This window comes from Mesorhizobium sp. C432A (assembly GCF_030323145.1).
GTDB lineage: Bacteria > Pseudomonadota > Alphaproteobacteria > Rhizobiales > Rhizobiaceae > Mesorhizobium.
This window is the reverse complement of sequence record NZ_CP100470.1, coordinates 3,315,206-3,336,306: the sequence shown is the minus strand read 5'-3', so window position 1 is coordinate 3,336,306 and position 21,101 is coordinate 3,315,206. Positions and strand designations below refer to the sequence as shown.

The following is a 21,101-nucleotide window of genomic DNA, read 5'->3' as shown; positions in this document are numbered from 1 at the left end:
GATTTCGCATGACGATGGGACGCGAAGCCTACACCAAATTGAGCCATGAGCTGGTGCAATTTGCCGCTGGCGTCGGTCGAAGGCCGTGGTTCTGGCCGGGGCCGGATTACCCCAGACGTGAAAAAGGCCGGGATGACCCGGCCTTTCCGGTCGATTGCGGTCAGCTTACTCGGCCGGCGCTTCAACGGCTTCGCGCGAGCGGCCGAGCGTCAGTTTGGCCAGCGTGAACGAGATTACGGCGCAGAGCGTGATGCCGGCCACCATGGGCAGCGGGGTGCCGTCGAAGAAGATGCCGGCGACGCCCATCGCCAGCGCACCGATGGCGAAGTGCAGCGTGCCCATCAGCGCCGAGGCCGTGCCGGCGATCTCGCCATGCTCTTCCATGGCCAGCACCGACGTCGTCGGGATGACCAGGCCGAGGAAGCCGTAGCCGACGAACAGCAGTGCCGCCATCACATCGAGCCGGTCGACGCCGGTCGCCATGACTGCGAACAGCACCACCATCGTCGTGGCATAGCCGGTCACCGCCACCCAGACGACGCGCTTCAGCCCGAAGCGCTCCGACAGCAGTCCCGTCAGCTGCGACATGCCGATGAAGGCGACCGCATTGATCGAGAAGAACACGCTGTAGACGGAAGGCGACAGCCCGTAATGGTCGATCAGAATGAAGGACGAACTCGAGAGGTAGACGAAGAAGCTGGCGATGCCGAAGCCGGCGATCGCCACCAGGCCGAGGAAATTGCGGTCACCCATGAGGAAGCGATAGCCGGCGAGTGCGGTTCCGAAGGAGGAACCGACGCGTTCTTCCGCCGGCCGCGTCTCCTTCAGCGAGGTCGCCAGCAGAATGGTGGCCAGCAGGGCCGCGCCCGTCACCGTCCAGAATACGGCGCGCCAGCCGAAATTCTCGATGATCTGGCTGCCGGTCAGCGGCGCCAGGATCGGCGACACCGAAAACACCAGCATCAGCAGCGACATCAGCTTGGCGGCTTCGGTGCCGGTGTGCAGGTCGCGCACGATGGCGCGCGGCACCGCCATGCCGGCGCTGGCGCCCAGTCCCTGCAGAAAGCGGAAGGCGATCAGCCATTCGATGGTCGGGCTCATGGCCGAACCGATACCGCCGACCATGAACAGCGCAAGGCCGCCGTAAAGCGGCAGCTTGCGGCCGACCATGTCGGAGATCGGTCCGACGACGATCTGGCCGAAGCCCATCGACAGGAAGAAGATCAAAAGGCTCATCTGAACGGCGGCGGTGCCGGCATGCAGATCCTCGCCGATCGAAGGCAACGCCGGCAGATACATGTCGATGGCGAAGGGGCCGATAGCGGACAACAGGCCGAGCACGACCGCGATGCGGAGGAATTTGGGACTCATGATAAAGGCTTCTTTCAAGTCTGGTTGGCGCCGCCAACGCGACGACTAACCCTAGGACGTTCCATCCCGTTGAAATCCGACGGCTCAGAGCGAGATTATTCGTCTCTACGGAGCGAATTCCCATTTATTGTGTCCACAAATTTAGACAGCCTTGTCTAATTCGTCAATCACCTCTATATAGATTTCTATGAAGCTTGCCGTTTCTCCTGACATTTTCCCGCCACGCGGCCACGAGGCCAAGCGTATGTCGATCATCGATGCGGCGGCTTCGGTCTTCTGCCGGGAAGGCTTTGCCGGCGCCAATATCGACCTGATCGCGGTGGAGGCCGGCGTGTCGCGCCAGACCATCTACAATCACCACCGCGACAAGGAAAAGCTCTTCATGGCTGTGGTGCGCGATCTGACGGAGCGCTGCAATGCCGGCATCTTCGCCACCTTCGCCTCTTTCCCAGACCAGCCGAAGGATCTGGAAGCCGACCTGATCGGCTTTGCCGTGCGCATGAATCAGAACTGCATCTGCAACCGCGACGGACGCTTCCTGCGCAAGCTGATCCAGACCGAAGGCGAGCGCTATCCCGAGCTCTTCGCCGAATGGCGCGACCAGGGGCCGAGCCGGACCTGGCCCGCACTTGCCGCCCGTTTTGCCCGCCTCGCCCATGCCGGCCATCTCGCGGTCGACGATCCCGATGTCGCCGCACGCCAGTTCCTGGCGCTAGCCAACGCCGAACTGCAGACCACCTTCATGCTAGGCAGCATGCCGTCGGAAGACGAAGTGTTGCAATCCGCCACCCACGGCGTGCGCACATTCCTGCGCGCCTTCGGCAAGCGCAGATCAGCGGCAGCGGTGGAAAAACAGCTGGCCAGCGCCTGAACGCCAAAGCAGGCGATCAAATCGTCCGTTACGGGCTTCGCTTCGGCGCATCAGCGATCTATATCCGGTTTACGCCGCGCTCAAGCTTGATTACAGCTATGCGGACGATTCAACGGAACCCGACCAGCACATGGCCGACGACCACATCCGCTACGACATTCTGGCCCAGGAGGCATTGCGCGGCGTCATGCGCAAGGTCCTGGCCGAAGTCGCGCGCACCGGCCTTCCCGGCAATCATCATTTCTTCATCACATTCCTGACCGGCGCGCCGGGCGTGCGGGTGTCCTCCAGGCTGCGCGAGCGCTATCCCGAACAGATGACCATCGTCATCCAGTTCCAGTATTGGGACCTCAAGGTGACCGATACCGGCTTCGAGGTCGGGCTGTCCTTCTCCGACGTGCCGGAGAAGCTGGAAATTCCGTTCTCGGCCGTACGCGGCTTCTACGACCCATCGGTCAATTTCGAACTCGAATTCGACGTCAAGACCGACGTCCCGGCGGAAGACGATGCAGCCGCCCAGCCGGCTGCCGAGCCTTTGGCTATCGTCTCCGAGAAAAAGCCGAAGGCCGAGAAGAAGGCAGCTGCCACTGAGGCGGAGAAAAAGCCCGCCGTGGCCGATGCCGCCGCCGGCAAGGGCGCCGACGTCGTGTCGCTCGACGCCTTCCGCAAGAAGTAGCGGGACGGTCGGCGCGACATGGGCGAAATCGTCAACCTTCGCCAGGTCCGCAAGCAGAAGGCGCGCACCGAAAAGGAAAAGCTCGCCGGCGAGAACCGCGCTCTGCACGGCCGTTCCAAAGCCGAAAGAACTCGTGACCGTCTGACATCGGACAAGGCCGAAAAATTCGTCGCCGGCCACCGCCGCGAACGCCCGGAAGACCAGGGCGATTGATGGACCGCCTGCGGTGAGCCCGGTCGAAAAACGCTCCGTGACCATCCGCGGCCATCGCACCAGCTATTCCCTCGAAAAACCCTTTTATGACGATCTCGTCACTATTGCCGCCGCGCGCAAGCTGACCCTTGCTGCCCTGGTCGCGGAGATCGACGAGACAAGACCGCGCGATGCCAATCTGTCCTCGGCGCTCAGGCTCCACGTGCTGGACTGGGCCAAGCGCGACGCCAGAACTTCTTAGGCCTTTATGACCGCATCCTGTTTCTTGCGGCGGGTGCCAAATCCCAGCAGCGTCGAGCGATCGCGTTCCTCGGCAAGCTTCTTCGACCGGACGCGCATCAGATCTTTCCAGCCGACATAGCCGACCAGCCGCGCGTCCTCGCGCGCGACAACCGGCAGATGCGAGACATTGGCCATCAGCAGCTTGTCGGAAAGACCCTCGAGATACTCGTCCGGATAGGCAAGCGTGAGCTTGCCGCCGTCAAGCAATTCGCCAAGCGTCGTGGTGCGGTGCTTGCCCGCGCGCCTCCAGCGCAGGATCGCCGGCGGATCGATGACGCCAAGCACCTGGCCGTCTTCGCTGACGACGGGAAAGCTCGGATGCCGCGTCTGGGGCGCGGTCAGGAAGGCGGCTGCGCCATGTAGCGTCATCGTCGCCGGCACGCTCTCCACCTGCGCGGTCATGACCTCGCGCACCCTGGTCAGCGCGAAGGGATCGACACGATATTCGCGAACCAGATGATGCCCTCGCCTGGCAATCTTTTCCGTCAGGATCGACCGCTTCATCAACAGCACGGTGACCGCGTGAGCGGCCGCGCAAGCGGCGATCAACGGCACCAGCACATGGGTGTTGCCGGTGAGTTCGACCGCAAAGCTTGACCGAACACGCCGAAGACCGTCTTGCCGAATTGTCCGCCGCGCATCTCGATGAGCTCAAGCGCATCGAACCGATGCTGGAACGCCTGCTGACCCGTCACAAGCAATAGTCCGCAAGTCGCGGACCGGTGCCGTCGGCGATGCGGGTGCCTAATTGCCCAGCGACTTCAGCAAATTATCGACCGAGAACGGATTTGTCCTGGGCTTCGGCGGCGCCGGGGCCGAACCGTCATTGACGCCGGGAAGTGAGCGGTCGACCTTCGGCGCCTGCTCCTGAGCCTTGCGCTCGGCCTCCAGCCTGGCTTTTTCCTGCGAAGCGATCCGAGCCTGTTCGGCCTTCTTCCGTTCGTCCTCGGCCTTGGCGGCGTCTTCGGCAGCCTGCTCTTCGGCCTGGGCTTTCGCGTCCGCATCTGCCTTGGCCTTTGCGTCAGCCTCTGCCTGCGCTTTCGCATCGGCATTGGCCTTTGCTTCGGCATCCGCCTTGGCCTTCGCATCCGCTTCGGCCTGTGCCTTCGCATCGGCCTGTGCCTTCGCCTTGGCGTCGGCCTCGGCTTTGAGCCGTGCCGCTTCCTCCTGCTTGCGCAATTCCTCGGCCGCGTTGTCGCGCTCGGTCTGCAGGGCGGCGTAGTAGCGCACCTCGCGCCGCAGCCGCTGCTTCTCGAGCAGTGCGGCCTGCATCGCCTCGACCCGCTGCTGCTCCTTTTCCAGCGCGCGCTGGGTCAAAAATTGCGCCAGCGGCTCGCTGTCGAACTGCTTCTTCAGCGCCCCGAACGGCCCATCGACGCTGAAATTGACCGTCGGATCGGAGCCGATCAGCGCCTCGTCGCCAGGCTTGTAGGTGACAGCGCCCTTGGTGGCGACGGTGCCGGTGTTGAGGTCGGCCGTGATGTCGGCAGACAGCGTCGCCGCCTGGTTTTCGAATTTGATCGGTGGTGCCCGCAACGTGCCGCCGGCGACCGTGAAGGCGATGTCGGCATCGCCGGCAGCAAAGCTGCCGTCGCCAGCGATCTCAGGTGCAAAGCCCGCGGTCTTTGCTGTGTCGATGTCGCGCCCGATCGCATCAGCCTTGGCAATCAACGCGCCGAAGGCATCGGGATTGACGCCGGCAATGGTGAGGCCTTTCAGCGCCGCCGTGCCCGAGCCGGAGAGTGCGGCAATCATCGCGTCGACCGATTTGCCGCTGGTCGACAGCCCTGTCGAGAAGTCGCCGCTGCCACTCAGGCCGGCAGCCGGCAGCACGGTCGCCAGGTCAGCGCCGGCAAGCCTCATCTGGCCGGAGAACAGCCCCGTGCCGTCTGTGTTCTTCAACTCGAACAATCCGGTGAGCGCGCCGCCGAGCAGTTTTGCCTTCAGGTCCGAAACGCGGATGCCTTCCTGGTCCAGTTTCAACGACAGCGACGCATCATAGGCTGTCGCCAGCGGTCCGGCGGCAAGCGTCGCCGTCGTCAGATCGAGATCGGCGCTGAACGGCAGGCTGGATTTCTGGCTGAATGGCGCCGTCGGCCAGTTCGCGTTGCTGCTGAGGAACGACTGGTCACCGAACAGCGCAACCGCAATCGGGTCGAGGTCCAGTTCGTCGAGCGCCAGCGCACCGGCAAAATGCGGCAGCCCCTGCTTCGCATCGATGTTGACGTCGCCCGAAATCTCCGACTCGTTGATGGATCCGCTGAGACCGCTCAACACCAGCAGGCCATTGCCGAAATCGGCATCCGCGCTGAGCGAGGTCGAGGTGCCCGTTCCCATGCCCGGCAGGCCGGCGCCGGTCGTCATCAGCCAGGGCTCGATGTCGGAGGCGTCGAGGCCGATCTTGCCCTTGGCGGTGGCGCCTTGCGGCGTCTGAGCAACGGTGCCGTCGAACGTCGCCCTGAAGTCGTCGGCGGCGAAATTGAAGCTCGTCGCCAGGCCGCCGCCAAACGTGCCTTTGGCCGAAATATCGGTGCTTGCCTGGCCGAGCATGCCGAGCGGCAGCGCCGGCAGGCCGTAGAGCGCCAGCAGCACGGTGGCGTCGGGATTTTTGGCGTTGAAGGTCAGCGTCACCGGCGCGTCGAGCAACTGGCCGACGGCACCCTCGCCCGACAGCGACGCCGAAAAGGCCGAACCGCCGGCCTTGCCTTGTCCGCTCACCGCCAGCCCGGTCGTGCCGTCGCCATTGTCGGCGGCGCTCGCCACCAGATCGACGCGCGCGTCCTGGAACAGTTCAGGATAGGCGGCCGTGCGGCCAGCCAGTCCCTTCAGCATCAGATTGTCGGGATAGTGTTGCGCGGCAATGTCGATCAGCGGCTTCAGATCGACGGCGACCACCGAGGCATCGAGCTTGCCGGTCGGGCTTGCCGGAAAATCCTTGATCCGGCCGGTGGCGCTGATCGAGGCGCCGGCAAGGCCGCCAATCGACAGCCGGTCGATTTCGAGCAGCCCGTCGCGGAGCCGGAGCGCGGTATCGACCGTGTCGGCGGTGAGCCCGCCAGCATTGACCGGCCCTGCCTTGATCTGAAAATCGAGGTCACGGTCGGAAAAGCGGTTGGCGCCCTTGTCGCTGACGAAGATCGAGGCGAAGGCCGTCAGCCCGTCGACATCGAGTTCGCCGCCCTCGAGCCGGATCAGCACCGAGGACTTGGCGTCGTCGGGCTGGCTGGAATCGATGCGGCCGGTGAACTTCGACTTGCCGAGGATCAGTTCGAGATCGCTGAACGCCTGGCGCTTCTCCGACAGGTCCACCTTGGCCTTGAAGCCGGCGGCCGGCAGCCGGCGGATCGCCTCGTCGACATCTTTGGACAACCAGGCAGCAAAGCCGGAAGGCTGCGCCACCGCCAGCAGCATGGAGCCGCTGAAACCGAAATGATCTTCGACGCTGAGCATGCCGCTGGCTTCCAGCGTCGTGCGCCCGGGCAAGGTCGCGGCCAGCGATTTCACCGACCAGCCGCCCTCGACCGGCTCGGCCGAGAGATGCACGTCGCGCACCGTGGTGTCGCCGGCCACCACCGCCGGCAGCTTGACCTCGACAGTGCCGGGGATGCTCGGCTTCGGCAGTTCGAGCAGCGCCTGCTCGATTCCGGCAATGCGCTGGTCCAGCGTCAGGCCGGCGCCCTTCTCAGCGCCCACCGCCTCGTCCAGTTGCACCTGCGCGCCATTGGCCTCGATGGCGAAGTTCGGCCTAAGGCCGAGATCGACCGAAGCCTTGCCGTCGGCTGTGTAGGGATTGTCGAGCGGCCCGGTCTCGAAGCGGAATTCGTCGACGCCGAGCTTCTGGTGATCAAGCGAGAACTTGCCGTTCAGCCGGAAGCCCGGATCGGGCTTGCCGGCGCTGACCTTGCCCGTATTGATCTCGACAACCTCACCATCGCTGCCGCGCAGCGTAGCCGAATTCTTGTCGTTGCCGGAAATCTTGAACTGGCCGGAATAGACGGCAGCCCCATTGACGATGCCTGCATTGCCGTCGGTTTCGATGACCAGTGGATAGGCATCGGGATCGACCTTGAGCCTCAGCCGCATCTGGCCGCTGCCTTCGGCCTTGCCGGTCGAAGCCGCAACCGTCGAACGCAGTCCGTCGAGCAGCAACGTTCCGTCCATGCGCCACGGCCCGGCCAGCGACTTGGCAGAGATGGTCGAATTGATCTCGGAAATCAGATGGCTGCGCCCGCCTGCGGCATGGCGGAGCGCAATTTCTCCCTCCGTCACCGTGAGCTTCTCGATCGAGATCTGGTTGAGATCGAAGGGCGAGGACGGCCGTATCGCCCAGTCGACCGTGCCGTTATCGGCGATGTCGATCGTCGCCTTCGGATGCACCAGCCGCATGTCGAAAATCAGCACTTCGCCGCGCAGGAACGGCGCCAGTTCCGCGTCCATCGAAAAGGTCTCGACGGTCATTGCCGGCTGGCCGCCGGGGCCGCCGGCGACCGTGACGTTTGAGAAGGTCACCGAGGGGAACGGCAACAGCCGCGCCGTGGCGTCGCCTTGCACCGTCACCTTGCGGCCGAGAATGGCGCTCGCCTCGCGCTCGAATTGGGCGCGGTACCCGGTCCAATCGACAAAATACGGCACCACCAGCGCCGCAACCAGCACCAGCACAAACAAGCCACCGAAGATCACGAACAGGCGTGCGAGCATCAGCTCCGAACGGGTTGATTGAAAGTCAGCCGCACTCTACCCGCATCAGCGTGTCGATAAAGAGGCAATTCATCCAGAGTTGCTTGATCTCTGATGTATCTGGAAGAGCAGAGATTTTTGGACGCCTTTGACCGCGGTCCGGCCTGTGCGCAAGAGACTATCCTGCCATGGCCCGTCGGCGATATTCGTTCAGCAGCACCACCATCTCCTCGGGCGACAATGTCCAGCCCTGCGGTAATGCGGCTTCGGCGCCGAGGCTTTTGGTCACGCTGCCCATGACGGAGCTTTTCTTGACCCCCGGTGCGAAATTGTACCCGATCATATCGCCTATCCTGCGCCGGCGATGGACGACGAAGAAGCTTTCGATATTCTTCCAGGGGACCAGGTTGGGCGATCGAACAAGGCCTCCGCCGAGACTGAAACCTTGTCCGTTCAGCACCAGAATCTGCGGCCGCACAAGCTGCCAGGCAAACACCAACGCGACCAGCCCGAAAAAGGCCACGCACCACCAAAGGCCGGCGGTGTCGCCGTCCTCGGAGACATAAATCAGGAAAGCGCAGGCCAGGACAAAGAAGAGGCTGGCCGACAGCAGTAACAGTGTCTTGCCAAGCGATGCCCTTATAATCAGGGTATCCATTGCCGCTCCTCACATTTCGGCTATGCAGGTAATATCTTGCCCGGGTTCATGATGTCTTGCGGGTCGAGCGCTTTTTTTATGGAGCGCATGATGTCGACACCATGGCCGAGCTCATGGCGCAGGAAGCCGATCTTGCCCTGGCCGATGCCGTGTTCGCCGGTGCAGGTGCCGTCCATGGCGATCGCCCGCATGTTCAGCCGCGAGACGAATTTCTCCGCCAGCGCGATCTCTTTGGGGTCGTTGACGTCCATCAGCACCAGCACATGGAAATTGCCGTCGCCGGCATGGCCGACGATCGGCGCAACCAGGCCCATCTCGGCAATGTCGGCCTCGGTTTCGGCAACGCATTCGGCCAGCCGCGAGATCGGCACGCAGACATCGGTCGAAAGGCCCTTGGCGCCCGGCCGTAGCGTCAGTGACGCCCAATAAGCATCGTGCCTGGCTTTCCAGAGTTTCGTGCGCTCCTCGGCGACGCTGGTCCAAAGGAATGGCCCGCCGCCATTGTCTTCAGCAATGGCACCGAAGGTCTCGGCCTGTTCGGCGACGCCGGCATCGCTGCCGTGGAACTCGACGAACAGGCACGGGCTCTCGGGATAATCGAGCTTCGAGTAATTCTTCATCGCCCGCATCTGCAGTCCATTGACCAGTTCGATCCGCGCCACCGGAATGCCCATCTGGATGGTCGCGATGACCGCGTTGCAGGCCGCCTCGAGGTTTGGAAACGGGCAGACGCCGCCGGAGATCGCCTGCGGAATGCCTTGCAGCTTCAAGGTCAGCGAGGTGATGATGCCGAGCGTGCCTTCCGAGCCGACCAGAAGCCGCGTCAGATCGTAGCCGGCCGAACTCTTTTTCGCCCGCTTGCCGGTCGTCACCGTCTCGCCATCGGCCATGACGGCCGTCAGCGACAGCACGTTTTCACGCATCGTGCCGTAGCGCACCGCATTGGTGCCGGAGGCCCGCGTTGCCGCCATGCCGCCGAGCGAAGCATTGGCGCCGGGATCGATGGGGAAGAACAGGCCGGTATCGCGCAGGTGCCGATTCAAATCCTCGCGCGTTACGCCAGGCTCGACCGTGCAGTCGAGATCCTCGGGGTTGACCGACAGGATGCGGTTCATGCGCGAGGTGTCGACCGAGATGCCGCCACCCGGCGCGTTGGTGTGGCCCTCCAGCGAGGAACCGACGCCGAAGGCGATGACCGGCACGCGGTGCGCGGCGCAGGCACGTACGATCTCCTGCACCTCTTCTGTCGTCTCCGGGAACGCGACACCGTCAGGCGCCTGCGTCGGAATATAGGTGGTGGTATGCGCATGCTGCGAGCGGATCGCCGCGCCTGTCTGGAAGCGTTCGCCGAGCTGCTGCTTGAGAATGCCGAGCACGGCGGCGATGCCTTCCTCGTTGCGTTCGACCGGATTGAGGTCGCTCAGAGCCATGAATTCCTCCGCGAATGGACCAGCGTCCACGCTTGTTATGCGATTATGGATGCGTAGTCTCGACTGCCGCGCTCTGTCCAGCACCAGAACAAGGAAGTTTCCATGCGCATCCCTGCCCCCTTCGTTTCCAAACCGATGGACATCGAGAAGGACTGGATCGACTACAACGGCCATCTCAACATGGCCTATTACAACGTGTTGTTCGACCGCTGCTCGGATGAGGCGTTCGAGGCGATGGGCATGGGGCTGGACTATGTCGAAGAGCGGCGCCTGACCATCTACACGGCCGAAGTCCATGTTTGCTATGTCCAGGAACTGCACCTCGAACACAAGGTCGTCGTATCCTTCCAGCTGATCGATCACGACGACAAGCGGCTGCGGGCCTACCAGGAAATCCGCCATGTCGATGGCTGGCTCGCCGCCACTTCCGAAACCCTGTCGCTGCATGTCGACATGTCCGGGCCGAAAGTCGCGCCCTTCCCCGCCGATGTGCAGGCCAAGGTGGAAGCCATGCGCGCCGCCCATTCTGCACTGCCGATGCCCGAGCGGGCCGGCCGTTCGATCGGTATTCGCCGCAGGACCGCTTGAAGCGCTGCCGCGCCCGCGTTAACCTTACCAAGGTTTTAACGTGAACAAGCCATTTGGGCCATTGAACGACTCAGCTGACCGTTTGAGAACGGTGCCATGCGAGTTGCGACGCGGGCGGCGGGCAACAGGCGGTTCGAGGAACGTGCATGAAAACCGACATCAAGGTCGAGGTGGACAGGCTGGCTGCCGATCCGCGCATCACCGACTATGATTTCTGGCGCTCGTTGAAGAACGTCAACAACGAGATCTTCCACATCGCCAACAACAACGAGCCTATCCCCTTCGACATGATCCGCTGGCGCGCCATCCTGAAGCAGGCGCGCATGAAGCGTGGCCACGCCTGATGTTTCCGCTGTTCTGAGAAAGCCGCCACCGGCGAGCGCCGCCACGGACCATTGCGACCTGATCATTTCTATAGGTCGGCGCCAGCCCTGCTTTCAGCGAATCGGCTACATCCGACAACCTTCAAAAACCGTTCATTTCGACAGTTTGCGCAACCGGCGATTCGGTTTCGCAAACGGCTGCCTGCGACAAGAAGATCAAGATTGAACCAATTCCACGTCTAAGCCGTTGTGACCCCTGAAAAACGGCTTGGAGTGAAAGCATGGATTGGAAAAGGACCAGGGAACCGGCCGACGCATGGCACATGACGGACAATCTGCATGCCGAGCACGGCAAGGGCGATCCGTTCGCGGCCGCCATCCGCGCCACCCGCATGTCGATGGTCATCACCGATCCCCGTCAAGCGGACAATCCGATCGTCTTTGCCAATGACGCGTTCCTGCGCCTGACCGGCTACGAGCGCGACGAGGTCATGGGCAAGAACTGCCGCTTCCTGCAGGGGCCAGAGACAGACAAGGCAGCTGTGGCTAGCGTGCGCGACGCGATAGCAGCGGGAACCGATATCGCCATCGATCTGTTGAACTACCGCAAGGACGGCTCGACATTCTGGAATGCGCTCTACATCAGCCCGGTTTCCAACGACAAAGGCGAACTCCTGTTCTTCTTTGCCTCACAGCTCGACGTCTCCGATCGCAAGCGCTCCGAGGATCGCATCACCGCCGACAAGAACCGTTTTGAAAAGGCTGTCAAGGAACGCACACGCGAGCTTGAGGCCGCCCTTGAGGCGCAGACCACGCTGCTGCACGAGGTCGACCATCGGGTGAAAAACAACCTGCAGATGATCTCCTCGCTGATCATCATGCAAAGCCGGGCAATCAAGGATGAAGCGACAAAGCGATCGCTGACCACCATGCTGGAGCGCATCGAGGCGCTGAGCACGGTGCATCGCCGTCTCTACCAGTCAAAGGATGTCAGCCGCTTCGATGTCTCGGATTTCGCCAGGGATCTGGTCACCGACCTGCTGACCGCATCCGGACGCGCCGAGATCAAGCCGACGCTGGACCTCGAACCCATCGTCATTCCGGCCGAAAAAGCCACGCCTGTTGCCTTGATGGTCAATGAGCTTGTCACCAACGCGCTGAAGCACGCCTTCAAGGCAAAGCCGGACGGCACCACCGCGGGGCGCATCGGCATCAAGATGAGCCAGCCCGACGGCCACTTCAACATCGAGGTTTCCGATGACGGCGTCGGCATGGCCGAGGCCAGTGGCGATGCTTCTTTTGGCATGCGGCTGATCAAGTCGCTTGCCCGTCAGTTGCATGCCGACATCGAATGGCGCGACGCCGGCCCGGGCACAAAGGTCGTCATCTCGATGCCGAACGAACCGCAGCAGAAAGGGAAGCTGTCATGAACGAACCGCTCAAGGTCCTGATCGTCGAGGACGAGGCGTTGCTGGCGATGGAACTGGAAAGCCTTGTCGAGGAAGCCGGCCACAGCGTTGTGGGTTGGGCGACCTCCTTGGCCGAAGCAAGAGGCATGATTGATACCGCCGATGCCGATATTGCCTTTGTCGATATCCACCTCGCCGACGGGCCGACCGGGGTCGAGGTTGCCGAGCATATCCGCGAGGGTAACCGTTCCATGGTGGTGTTCATGACCGCCAATTCAAAACGCATCCCCGACCATTTCGCCGGCGCGATCGGCGTCATCGCCAAGCCCTACACGATGAACGGACTGGTGTCGGCGTTGCGCTATCTGCAGGAGGGCGTGCGGCGCCCGCCCCCGGTCTCGGTGCTGCCGGCCGGTTTTACGCTGTCGCCGGCCTATGAGAGCGTATGGGCGTCGTCGGCGGCCTGAAGCCTACGCCAGCTTCTCCTTGAGGAAAGCGATCGTCCTGCCCCAGGCGAGATCGGCTGCCTTCTTGTCATAGCGCGCGGCCGAGGTGTCGTTGTTGAAGGCATGGTTGACGCCGTCATAGACATAGAGCGTGTATTCGACATGGGCGGCGTCGAGCGCTTTCTTGTAGGCATCGATGCCGGCGTCGATGCGCTCGTCGAGCCCGGCATAGTGCAGCAACAGCGCCGCCTTGATCTTCGCCACATCCTCGGCCTTCGGCTGCATGCCGTAATAGGCGACGCCGGCGGCGAGATCGGGCGCGTTGACCGCCAGATTGTTGACCGTGCCGCCGCCCCAGCAGAAGCCGACAGCACCGACCTTGCCGTTGCCGTCCTTCTCGCCCTTGAGATAGGCGATGGTCGCCACACCATCGGCGGTGACCTGGCTGGCTTCGAGCTTGGTAAACATGTCGCGCGCCTTGTCTTCGTCAGCGGGCGTGCCGCCGAGCGGCGACAGGAAATCCGGCGCCAGCGCCACGAACCCTTCCAGCGCAACGCGCCGCGCCACATCCTTGATATGCGGGTTGAGCCCCCTGTTCTCATGCACCACGATGACGGTGCCGAGCTTGCCGGACTGGTCCGCCGGCCTGACCAGATAGCCCTTCATCTCACCGCTGCTGCCGGAATAGGTGATATCTTCAGCCTTCACGCGCTGATCGTTGTCGGCGACGATTGCCGCCTGCGCCGAATTCGCCGCAAGCAGCGGCGCGATCGCGGCCGCCGCCGCGCCCGATCCGGCAAGCCTGGTCAGCTGTTCCATGAAGCGGCGGCGGTCGAGCGTCAGATGCGTGTATTCGTCATAGGCATCGATCATCGCCTGGGTGATGGCAGGTTTGGCAGGTTTGACGGCTTCGGCGGTGGGTTTCGTCATGGCGTGCTCCTCGTTAGGAGATGATCTCACGGTCACTCCGGGATGACCTCGCGTCACTCCGGGATGACCTCGCGGTCACTCCGGGATGACTCGCGGATCAAGATAGGGTGCAAGCTCGCACGGTCCAGTCTCGGATGGGTGACGCTTGCGCCATCGAACGATGCGGCCGCCCCGCCGAACGCGCCCATCACATTTTGGTCATTTCAGAGAATGTCGATGGTGCCGCCACAATATGGAAGGAAGCTGATGATGGTCTCGCTCGTAGCGGCGAGCCCGACGAGAAGGAACAACGCCATGACCTTGTCTACTCCGATCCTTGCAAGCGCGCTCGTGCTTGCTGTTGCTGCCTTGCTGGCAATGCGCTCCGCTGCTGCCGCAGCCGCCGCTCGGATGGTGAAGGTCCGCGTCGACCGGCACCACGCTGATCCAGCAGGCCGAAACAGGGCCGCAGCTAACCAATGAAGTACTGGGCTCCGTGCCCAGCCTCAAAGGCCATCTCTTACGCAAGCTGACCAAGGCTGCTGCTGCCCTCATCGCCCTGCCGGGCACTTCTCCCCGTATAGATGCCGGCAGGCAGATGAGGGGCGGCGCGACAGAATATCTGCCGGGCCGATCACTTACCTAAGTCACATCGCTGCTACTTCGGCAGCGTATAGGCCATCACATAGTCGCCGGGCTTGGTGCCGACCGAGCCATGGCCGCCGGCGACGATGACCACGAACTGGCGGCCGTCGGCGACGGTGTAGGTCATCGGCGTCGACTGCCCACCGGCCGGCAGCCTGGCCTGCCAAAGCTGCTTGCCCGATGTCAGGTCATAGGCGCGCAGATAGTCGTCGACCGCCGCGCCCAGGAAGACGACGCCGCCGGCGGTGATCATCGGCCCGCCAATGCCGGGAACACCGACCTTCAGCGGCAAGGGCAACGGCGTCATGTCGTAGACGGTGCCGTTGCGGTGCTTGTAGGCGATCTTGCCGGTTCTGAGGTCCGCTCCCGCCACATAGCCCCATGGCGGCGCCTGGCAGGGCACGCCGAGCGGCGACAGGAACGGCCCCATCACCACCGCATAGGGTGCGCCCTCATTGCGGTTCAGCCCCTGCTCGCTGCCGCGCCCCTCATCCGGCGGCGGCACCTGGTCGCGCGGAATGAGCTGCGATTTGAACGCCAGATAGGTCGGCATGCCGAACATCACCTGCCGCACCGGATCGACGGCGACGCCGCCCCAGTTGAATGTGCCGAAATTACCGGGATAGACCAGCGACCCCTGCACCGATGGCGGGGTGTAGCGGCCCTCGTAGCGCAGGCCCTGGAATTCGATCCGGCAGGCCAGCTGGTCGAACATGGTGATGCCCCACATGTCGGCGCCGGTCAGCGGCCTCGGATTGAAGGAGAGATCCGAGACCGGCTGCGTCGGCGACGTGTGATCGCCCTCGACAGCGCCGCCCGGCGCCGGCACTTCCTTGATCGGGATGATCGGCTCGCCGCTGCGCCGGTCGAGCACGTAGAGGTCGCCCTGCTTGGTCGGTCCAACCAGGCCCGGAACGACGCCGGCAGCGGTGGTGATGTCGACCAGGGTCGGCTGTGCCGGCACATCCATGTCCCAGAGGTCGTGATGCACGGTCTGCCGCACCCAGCGCACTTGTCCGGTGGCCAGATCGAGCGCGGTGATCGAGGAGGAAAACTTCTCGACATTGGCGCTGCGGCCCATCCCGAGCTGGTCCGGCGTCTGGTTGCCGAGCGGCACATAGAGCAAGCCGAGCTTCTCGTCGGCGCTTGCCGTCGACCACATGTTGGGCGAGTTGTGGGTGTAGGTCTGGCCTGCCGCCAGCGGCGTTGTCTGGTCCGGATTGCCGGAATCCCAGTTCCACACCAGGGCGCCGGTGTCGACGTCGAAGGCCCGGATGACGCCGGACGGCTCTTGCGTCGAAAAATTGTCGTTGACCGCGCCGCCGATGATGATCTTGCCGCCCGCAATCAGCGGCGCCGAGGTCGAGTAATAATAGCCCGACTTCGGATACGGCATGTTGGTCAACAAATTGAGCGTGCCGGCTTCGGCGAAGGACGGGCAGACCTGGCCGTTGGCGGCGTCGAGCGCGATCAGCCGCGCATCCGAGGTCGGCAGATAGACGCGCGTCGCGCAAGGCTGGCCGGCGGCGATCTTGGCATCGGCATAATAGGACACGCCGCGGCAGGTCTGGTGCTGGCGGTCCTTGTCGAGCTTGATCTTGGGATCGAAACGCCATTTCTCCTTGCCGGTGGCGGCATCGATGGCGATAGCGAAATTGTGCGGCGTGCAGATATAGAGCGCGTCGCCCACCTTCAGCGGCGTCACCTGGTAGGTGGTTTCGCCGACATCGTCCGGCCCTTTCACGTCGCCGGTCTGGTAGGTCCAGGCCGGCTGCAATTTGGCGACATTGTCGGGCGTGATCTGGTCGAGCGGCGAATAGCGCTGGCCAAATTGCGTACGGCCGTAGAAATGCCATTCGCCCGGAGGCACATTGCCGCCGAGATCGGCAGTCGGCGTCACCTTGTCGGCGCTGAGGTCGCCGGCGATGTCCTTGGGATCGGCCGTCATCGAATAACCGGCGACGGCGAGCGAAGCCAGCGCGGCCAGAATGAGCGGCGCTCGCGCGTCGGGGCCGGTCAGGCCCCGCCTTGCCCAAGGTGTCAGCAGCCACAGCGCCAGAAGCACGACGATGCCGCCGCGCGGTCCGAGTTCCCACCAGTCGAAGCCGATTTCCCACACCGCCCAGGCCAGCGTGCCGAGCACGATCGCCGCGTAGAGCCAGAGCGCCGTCGATTTGCGCCGGAAGAGCAGCCATGCGGCGATCAGGAAGGCGAGACCGGTGATGACATAGTACCAGCTGCCGCCCAGCATCACGAGCCAGACGCCGCCGCCGCCAAGTGCGAGGCCGATGAGGAACAGAATGAGGGAGGTGATGACGACAGCCAAGACGATACTCCTTCGACTGATGCGCATTCCGCGACGCGGCCATGGGCAAAGGTATGCCAATCCTGCCCCCGGCGGTACAACCTTCTCCCGGCCGCCGTGCCTGTCAAGCCGCCGGGGAGCGATCCACGGCGAAACCAAAAGGCCATGCCGCAGGCTCTCTTGCGTAACAGGGCGTTTTTCGAGGCCACACGCCAAGGTGGCAATCCCGCCTTGCCGGCATCCGGGTTTTCCAGCAGTCTGCTTTGGACCAACCATCAGGAGCAACCAGAGTGACGTCATTCGCCTCGCCTCTGACGCGCGTAGTCCTTGTCCTCAGTAGCTTCGTCGCGCTCACGGCCGGCACAGTGGCCGCGCCGGCACAGACGCTGAGCGAGATCAATAAGGCAAACGGCTTTCACGAGATGCTGATGGGCATCGGTCCCGGCATCGCCGCAGCCACGAAATCCATACCCGAACCGTTACCGGCAAATTTCCAGGACGCCTTGTCGGTCGCGCTGGAAGGCGCCTTCGACGCAGTCAAAATGGAGACTGCCATCGAATCGCGGATGGCGGACAGGCTGTCGGCCACCGATCTGTCCGACCTCGCAGCGTTTTACGCTTCCCCGTTGGGCAAGCACGTCACCGCTTTGGAAATTCAGTCGTCTGGCCCGGAAGGCAGGCAAAGCAAGAAGACAGAGGGCAAGCAAATCCTCGCCGAGCTTCCGACCAAGGATCCAGCCCGGCTCGAATTGTACCGCAAGATCATCGACGATATCAGCGCTGTCGACACCGGCGAGGCGATAGCGCTGAACATGAGCTACGCGATGGTCACGGGGATGCTGGGCGCAGCCGGAAAGCCTCTGTCGGACGAACAGATCATGGCGCTGGTGCGTCAGCAATCCGTGAAAATTCGCCAGAACATCGAACAGAATGCCATGCAGGGTAGCGCTTATACATACCGGGATATCTCGCTCGGCGATCTCAGACTGTACTCGACATTCCTGGCGTCACCCGCGGGCAGCCGCTATTACGACCAGATGCTGACGGCCTTTGGCATGGTGATGACAGAGGAAGCGCGCTCGTTCGGACATCGATTGTTCGTCGCGCTCGGTTACCGAAAGGCCTGAGCCGCGGTATCGGGGACTTTAGCAGAACAAAACGTAGACACTTCTGGTCTTTCGCTCCCGAATCACTACATTCGGGGAGATGTCCGGCTTTGCGGAAGACATGCCCTTTTTCGACGAACCCAATGCGCGGCCCGCGGGCCCGTCGGGCATAGCCGCGCGCGCCATGGCGGCCCGCAGCGGCCCCAACAGCGCGCCCGATTATCTCAACGGCCTCAACCCCGAGCAGCGGCTGGCGGTGGAAACCACCGAAGGCCCGGTCCTGCTGCTGGCCGGCGCCGGCACCGGCAAGACCCGCGTGCTGACCACCCGCATCGCCCATATCCTGGCCACCGGCAGGGCTTTCCCCTCGCAGATCCTGGCGGTGACCTTCACCAACAAGGCCGCGCGCGAGATGAAGCAGCGCATCGGCCATCTCGTCGGCGAAGCCGTCGAGGGCATGCCGTGGCTCGGCACCTTCCACTCCATCGGCGTCAAGCTCTTGCGCCGCCACGCCGAGCTGGCCGGGCTCAAATCCGATTTCACCATCCTCGACACCGACGACGTCGTACGGCTGATCAAGCAGCTGATCCAGGCCGAAGGCCTCGACGACAAGCGCTGGCCGGCCAAGCAGTTCGCGCAGATGATCGACGGCTGGAAGAACAAGGGCCAAGGCCCCGCCGACATTGCCGAGGGCGACGCGCGCAGCTTCGCCAACGGCAAGGGCCGGGAACTCTACAAGGCCTATCAGGAGCGGCTGAAGACGCTGAACGCCTGCGACTTCGGCGATCTGCTCTGCCACCCGATCCGCATCTTCCGCGCCAATCCGGACGTGCTGAAGGAATACCACAAGCGCTTCAAATACATCCTCGTCGACGAATACCAGGACACCAACACCGCGCAATACATGTGGCTGCGGCTGCTGGCGCAGCGGCCTACCTCCCCCTCGATGGGGGAGGTCGCGCCGCGTAGCGGCGCGGGTGGGGGTGGCAGCGCCGGCGCCAGTCACCCCTCCCCGCCGCTTCGCGGCGACCCTCCCCATCCAGGGGAGGGTAAAGCGCGATCGGCCGAAGGCCGCAAGCCCGACCGGGCGTCCGAGCCGTTGCGAGGCGACTCCCGCGACGCCGAAGGCGCGCAAAAAAGAGGGGGCGGAGGGCCCGCGCCGGCAGGCGCGGAACGGCCCGTGAGCGAAAACAAAGTCAACATCTGCTGCGTCGGCGACGACGACCAGTCGATCTATGGCTGGCGCGGCGCCGAGGTCGACAACATCCTGCGCTTCGACAAGGATTTCCCGGGCGCCACCATCATCCGGCTGGAGCGCAACTATCGCTCGACCGCGCACATCCTCGGCACCGCCTCGCACCTCATCGCCCACAATGAGGGCCGCTTCGGCAAGACGCTGTTCACCGAGAAGGTCGCCGAGGACGACGAGAAGGTGCATGTCCACGCCGCTTGGGATTCCGAGGAGGAAGCGCGCGCCGTCGGCGAGACCATCGAGACCTACCAGCGTGCCAAGCACAAGCTCAACGACATGGCCATCCTGGTCCGCGCCTCCTTCCAGATGCGCGAATTCGAAGACCGCTTCGTCACGCTCGGCCTCAATTACCGCGTCATCGGCGGCCCGCGTTTTTATGAGCGCATGGAAATCCGCGATGCGCTGGCCTTCTTCCGCGTCGTCGCGCAGGGCGCCGACGACCTCGCCTTCGAGCGCATCGTCAATGTCCCCAAGCGCGGCCTGGGTGAAGCCACCATCCGCCAGATCCACGACACGGCGCGGAGCTTGCGCATCCCGATGCTGGAGGCAGCCGCCAAGCTCGCAGAAAGCGACGAGCTGAAGCCCAAGCCCCGCGCGGCCTTGCGCGAAGTGGCGGCCAATTTCGAGCGCTGGCAGAAGGCGCTGGAAACCACGCCGCACACCGAACTCGCCGAGACCATTCTGGAGGAGAGCGGCTACACCGACATGTGGAAGAACGACCGCTCGGTCGAGGCGCCGGGCCGGCTGGAAAACCTGAAAGAGCTTATCCGCTCCATGGAGGAGTATGAATCGCTGCGCTCCTTCCTCGAACATGTCGCCCTGGTCATGGACGCCGAGCAGAACGCCGAGCTTGACGCCGTCAACATCATGACGCTGCATTCGGCCAAGGGCCTCGAATTCGAGACCGTGTTCCTCCCCGGCTGGGAGGAAGCCCTGTTCCCGCACCAACGCGCGCTGGACGAAGGCGGCCGCTCCGGCCTGGAGGAAGAGCGCCGTCTCGCCTATGTCGGCCTGACCCGGGCCAAGAAGAACCTGCATCTGTGGTTCGTCTCCAACCGCCGCATCCACGGCCTGTGGCAGTCGACCATCCCGTCGCGCTTTCTGGACGAACTGCCGGAAGCCCATGTCGAGGTCGCCGAAAGCGGCAACTCCTATGGCGGCTACGGCAATTCCTATGGCGGCGGTTCGTTCGCGTCGGGCCGTGGCGGCCAGGGCGCAGGGCGGCAGAACCCCTACGGCGCCTCGCGCTTCGACAATGTCGGCGCGGAAAAATCCGGCGCCTTCTCCAACACCTATGCGACGCCCGGCTGGCAGCGCGCGCAGGCCAACCGCACCGAGGCGACCGACCGCAACTGGGGCTCGCGCTCCGGCCACCAGGTCGAGCGCATCGGCTATGGCGAGACCGACTCCGGCTACGGCGCCGGCCGAACCAGCGTCAAAGGCCGCACCATTGACGGCGAACTGGTCGCCAAATCCGTCGCCGACACGCCGTCGCCCTTCAGCGTCGGCGACCGCGTCTTCCACCAGAAATTCGGCAACGGCAACATCTCCAACATCGAAGGCAACAAGCTGACCATCGACTTCGACAAGGCCGGCCAGAAACGCGTGCTGGACGGGTTTGTGGCGGCGGTGTGAGCGCCCGCTTGTCCTGTTGTCCTACAAGCGACCACATTGTTGTAGTCTGGCGGAGCCCTCCCCGCCTCGTCATCCACGGCGGAGCAAGGAGCGTAGCGACGCAGCGTAGACCCGAGGATCCATCCCGCGTCTTCAACGCGTTGCCACGGTGCGGAATCCTGCGCAGCTGCACGCCAAGGTCGCGGAATGGATTCCAGGGTCTACGCGACGGAGCTTCGCTCCTGCTCCGCCTTAGAATGACGAAGCGACGGGCGTCTGCCCAGTCGTCGGGGCATGCGGTCCGCAACATGAGCGTCCCCGTCAAT

Annotated in this window: 16 protein-coding genes and 1 pseudogene; 10 read left to right on the top strand and 7 right to left on the bottom strand. The window is 63.6% G+C overall.

Annotation, left to right across the window (positions count from 1 at the left end):
* Positions 1-165: 165 nt before the first annotated feature.
* A complete protein-coding gene (locus tag NLY33_RS16080) occupies positions 166-1,371 on the bottom strand; it encodes a multidrug effflux MFS transporter (RefSeq protein ID WP_023667417.1) in 1,206 nt (401 codons plus the stop codon).
* Positions 1,372-1,558: 187 nt separating this feature from the next.
* Here NLY33_RS16080 and NLY33_RS16075 point away from each other — a divergent pair, with 187 nt between their 5' ends.
* From NLY33_RS16075 to NLY33_RS16060, 4 genes are all read left to right on the top strand, one after another.
* Complete coding sequence (locus NLY33_RS16075) at positions 1,559-2,242, top strand: TetR/AcrR family transcriptional regulator (RefSeq protein WP_023667418.1); 684 nt, start codon at positions 1,559-1,561, stop codon at positions 2,240-2,242.
* Positions 2,243-2,372: 130 nt separating this feature from the next.
* On the top strand, positions 2,373-2,918 hold the full coding sequence (locus NLY33_RS16070; protein WP_023667419.1) for an SspB family protein: 546 nt from the start codon (positions 2,373-2,375) through the stop codon (positions 2,916-2,918).
* Positions 2,919-2,936: 18 nt separating this feature from the next.
* Positions 2,937-3,131, top strand: a complete 195-nt coding sequence (locus NLY33_RS16065) for a DUF4169 family protein (RefSeq protein ID WP_023667420.1) — start codon at positions 2,937-2,939, stop codon at positions 3,129-3,131.
* A 13-nt stretch (positions 3,132-3,144) separates the two neighbouring features.
* Positions 3,145-3,372 carry a ribbon-helix-helix domain-containing protein gene (locus tag NLY33_RS16060; RefSeq protein ID WP_023667421.1) on the top strand — a complete coding sequence of 76 codons (228 nt, stop codon included), beginning with the start codon at positions 3,145-3,147 and terminating at the stop codon, positions 3,370-3,372.
* Here the strand turns inward: NLY33_RS16060 and NLY33_RS16055 are convergent.
* The 4 genes and pseudogenes from NLY33_RS16055 to NLY33_RS16035 form a co-directional block, all read right to left on the bottom strand.
* A pseudogene (locus NLY33_RS16055) lies at positions 3,369-4,004 on the bottom strand (CBS domain-containing protein); the annotation flags it as partial. The gene NLY33_RS16060 and the pseudogene NLY33_RS16055 overlap by 4 nt on opposite strands.
* A gap of 153 nt (positions 4,005-4,157) precedes the next feature.
* Positions 4,158-8,111 carry an AsmA family protein gene (locus tag NLY33_RS16045; protein ID WP_023667424.1) on the bottom strand — a complete coding sequence of 1,318 codons (3,954 nt, stop codon included), beginning with the start codon at positions 8,109-8,111 and terminating at the stop codon, positions 4,158-4,160.
* Positions 8,112-8,268: 157 nt separating this feature from the next.
* Positions 8,269-8,748, bottom strand: coding sequence for a hypothetical protein (locus NLY33_RS16040; protein WP_023667425.1), 480 nt, complete (start codon positions 8,746-8,748; stop codon positions 8,269-8,271).
* Positions 8,749-8,768: 20 nt separating this feature from the next.
* Positions 8,769-10,178, bottom strand: a complete 1,410-nt coding sequence (locus NLY33_RS16035; RefSeq protein ID WP_023667426.1) for an FAD-binding oxidoreductase — start codon at positions 10,176-10,178, stop codon at positions 8,769-8,771.
* 102 nt (positions 10,179-10,280) lie between these two features.
* Between NLY33_RS16035 and NLY33_RS16030 the strand changes: the two genes are divergently transcribed.
* From NLY33_RS16030 to NLY33_RS16015, 4 genes are all read left to right on the top strand, one after another.
* On the top strand, positions 10,281-10,766 hold the full coding sequence (locus NLY33_RS16030; protein ID WP_023667427.1) for a thioesterase family protein: 486 nt from the start codon (positions 10,281-10,283) through the stop codon (positions 10,764-10,766).
* A 146-nt stretch (positions 10,767-10,912) separates the two neighbouring features.
* The gene (locus tag NLY33_RS16025; protein WP_013531006.1) at positions 10,913-11,110 is read left to right on the top strand and encodes a hypothetical protein; all 198 of its coding nucleotides are present in this window, start codon (positions 10,913-10,915) and stop codon (positions 11,108-11,110) included.
* Between the two features lie 260 nt (positions 11,111-11,370).
* On the top strand, positions 11,371-12,519 hold the full coding sequence (locus NLY33_RS16020) for a histidine kinase dimerization/phosphoacceptor domain -containing protein (RefSeq protein WP_023667428.1): 1,149 nt from the start codon (positions 11,371-11,373) through the stop codon (positions 12,517-12,519).
* The gene (locus NLY33_RS16015; protein WP_023667429.1) at positions 12,516-12,965 is read left to right on the top strand and encodes a response regulator; all 450 of its coding nucleotides are present in this window, start codon (positions 12,516-12,518) and stop codon (positions 12,963-12,965) included. The genes NLY33_RS16020 and NLY33_RS16015 overlap by 4 nt, the downstream gene beginning before the upstream one ends.
* Before the next feature lie 3 nt (positions 12,966-12,968).
* Here the strand turns inward: NLY33_RS16015 and NLY33_RS16010 are convergent, their stop codons facing one another.
* Positions 12,969-13,874: a dienelactone hydrolase family protein gene (locus tag NLY33_RS16010; RefSeq protein WP_023705527.1), complete on the bottom strand. Its 906-nt coding sequence runs from the start codon at positions 13,872-13,874 to the stop codon at positions 12,969-12,971.
* Positions 13,875-14,511: 637 nt separating this feature from the next.
* Entirely contained in the window at positions 14,512-16,851 is a 2,340-nt protein-coding gene (locus NLY33_RS16005; RefSeq protein ID WP_196813694.1) for a glucose/quinate/shikimate family membrane-bound PQQ-dependent dehydrogenase, read from the bottom strand.
* Positions 16,852-17,093: 242 nt separating this feature from the next.
* Here NLY33_RS16005 and NLY33_RS16000 point away from each other — a divergent pair, with 242 nt between their 5' ends.
* A complete protein-coding gene (locus NLY33_RS16000) occupies positions 17,094-17,930 on the top strand; it encodes a DUF2059 domain-containing protein (protein WP_023705530.1) in 837 nt (278 codons plus the stop codon).
* 79 nt (positions 17,931-18,009) lie between these two features.
* The gene (locus NLY33_RS15995) at positions 18,010-20,796 is read left to right on the top strand and encodes an ATP-dependent helicase (protein WP_023707728.1); all 2,787 of its coding nucleotides are present in this window, start codon (positions 18,010-18,012) and stop codon (positions 20,794-20,796) included.
* Positions 20,797-21,101: the final 305 nt, after the last annotated feature.

Excerpts from the sequence above, each read along its gene's own strand:
- NLY33_RS16080 (WP_023667417.1), bottom strand. The coding sequence starts at position 1,371 with ATGAGTCCCAAATTCCTCCGCATCGCGGTCGTGCTCGGCCTGTTGTCC.
- NLY33_RS16075 (WP_023667418.1), top strand. The coding sequence starts at position 1,559 with ATGAAGCTTGCCGTTTCTCCTGACATTTTCCCGCCACGCGGCCACGAG.
- NLY33_RS16070 (WP_023667419.1), top strand. The coding sequence starts at position 2,373 with ATGGCCGACGACCACATCCGCTACGACATTCTGGCCCAGGAGGCATTG.
- NLY33_RS16065 (WP_023667420.1), top strand. The coding sequence starts at position 2,937 with ATGGGCGAAATCGTCAACCTTCGCCAGGTCCGCAAGCAGAAGGCGCGC.
- NLY33_RS16045 (WP_023667424.1), bottom strand. The coding sequence starts at position 8,111 with ATGCTCGCACGCCTGTTCGTGATCTTCGGTGGCTTGTTTGTGCTGGTG.
- NLY33_RS16040 (WP_023667425.1), bottom strand. The coding sequence starts at position 8,748 with ATGGATACCCTGATTATAAGGGCATCGCTTGGCAAGACACTGTTACTG.
- NLY33_RS16035 (WP_023667426.1), bottom strand. The coding sequence starts at position 10,178 with ATGGCTCTGAGCGACCTCAATCCGGTCGAACGCAACGAGGAAGGCATC.
- NLY33_RS16030 (WP_023667427.1), top strand. The coding sequence starts at position 10,281 with ATGCGCATCCCTGCCCCCTTCGTTTCCAAACCGATGGACATCGAGAAG.
- NLY33_RS16025 (WP_013531006.1), top strand. The coding sequence starts at position 10,913 with ATGAAAACCGACATCAAGGTCGAGGTGGACAGGCTGGCTGCCGATCCG.
- NLY33_RS16020 (WP_023667428.1), top strand. The coding sequence starts at position 11,371 with ATGGATTGGAAAAGGACCAGGGAACCGGCCGACGCATGGCACATGACG.
- NLY33_RS16015 (WP_023667429.1), top strand. The coding sequence starts at position 12,516 with ATGAACGAACCGCTCAAGGTCCTGATCGTCGAGGACGAGGCGTTGCTG.
- NLY33_RS16010 (WP_023705527.1), bottom strand. The coding sequence starts at position 13,874 with ATGACGAAACCCACCGCCGAAGCCGTCAAACCTGCCAAACCTGCCATC.
- NLY33_RS16005 (WP_196813694.1), bottom strand. The coding sequence starts at position 16,851 with ATGCGCATCAGTCGAAGGAGTATCGTCTTGGCTGTCGTCATCACCTCC.
- NLY33_RS15995 (WP_023707728.1), top strand. The coding sequence starts at position 18,010 with ATGTCCGGCTTTGCGGAAGACATGCCCTTTTTCGACGAACCCAATGCG.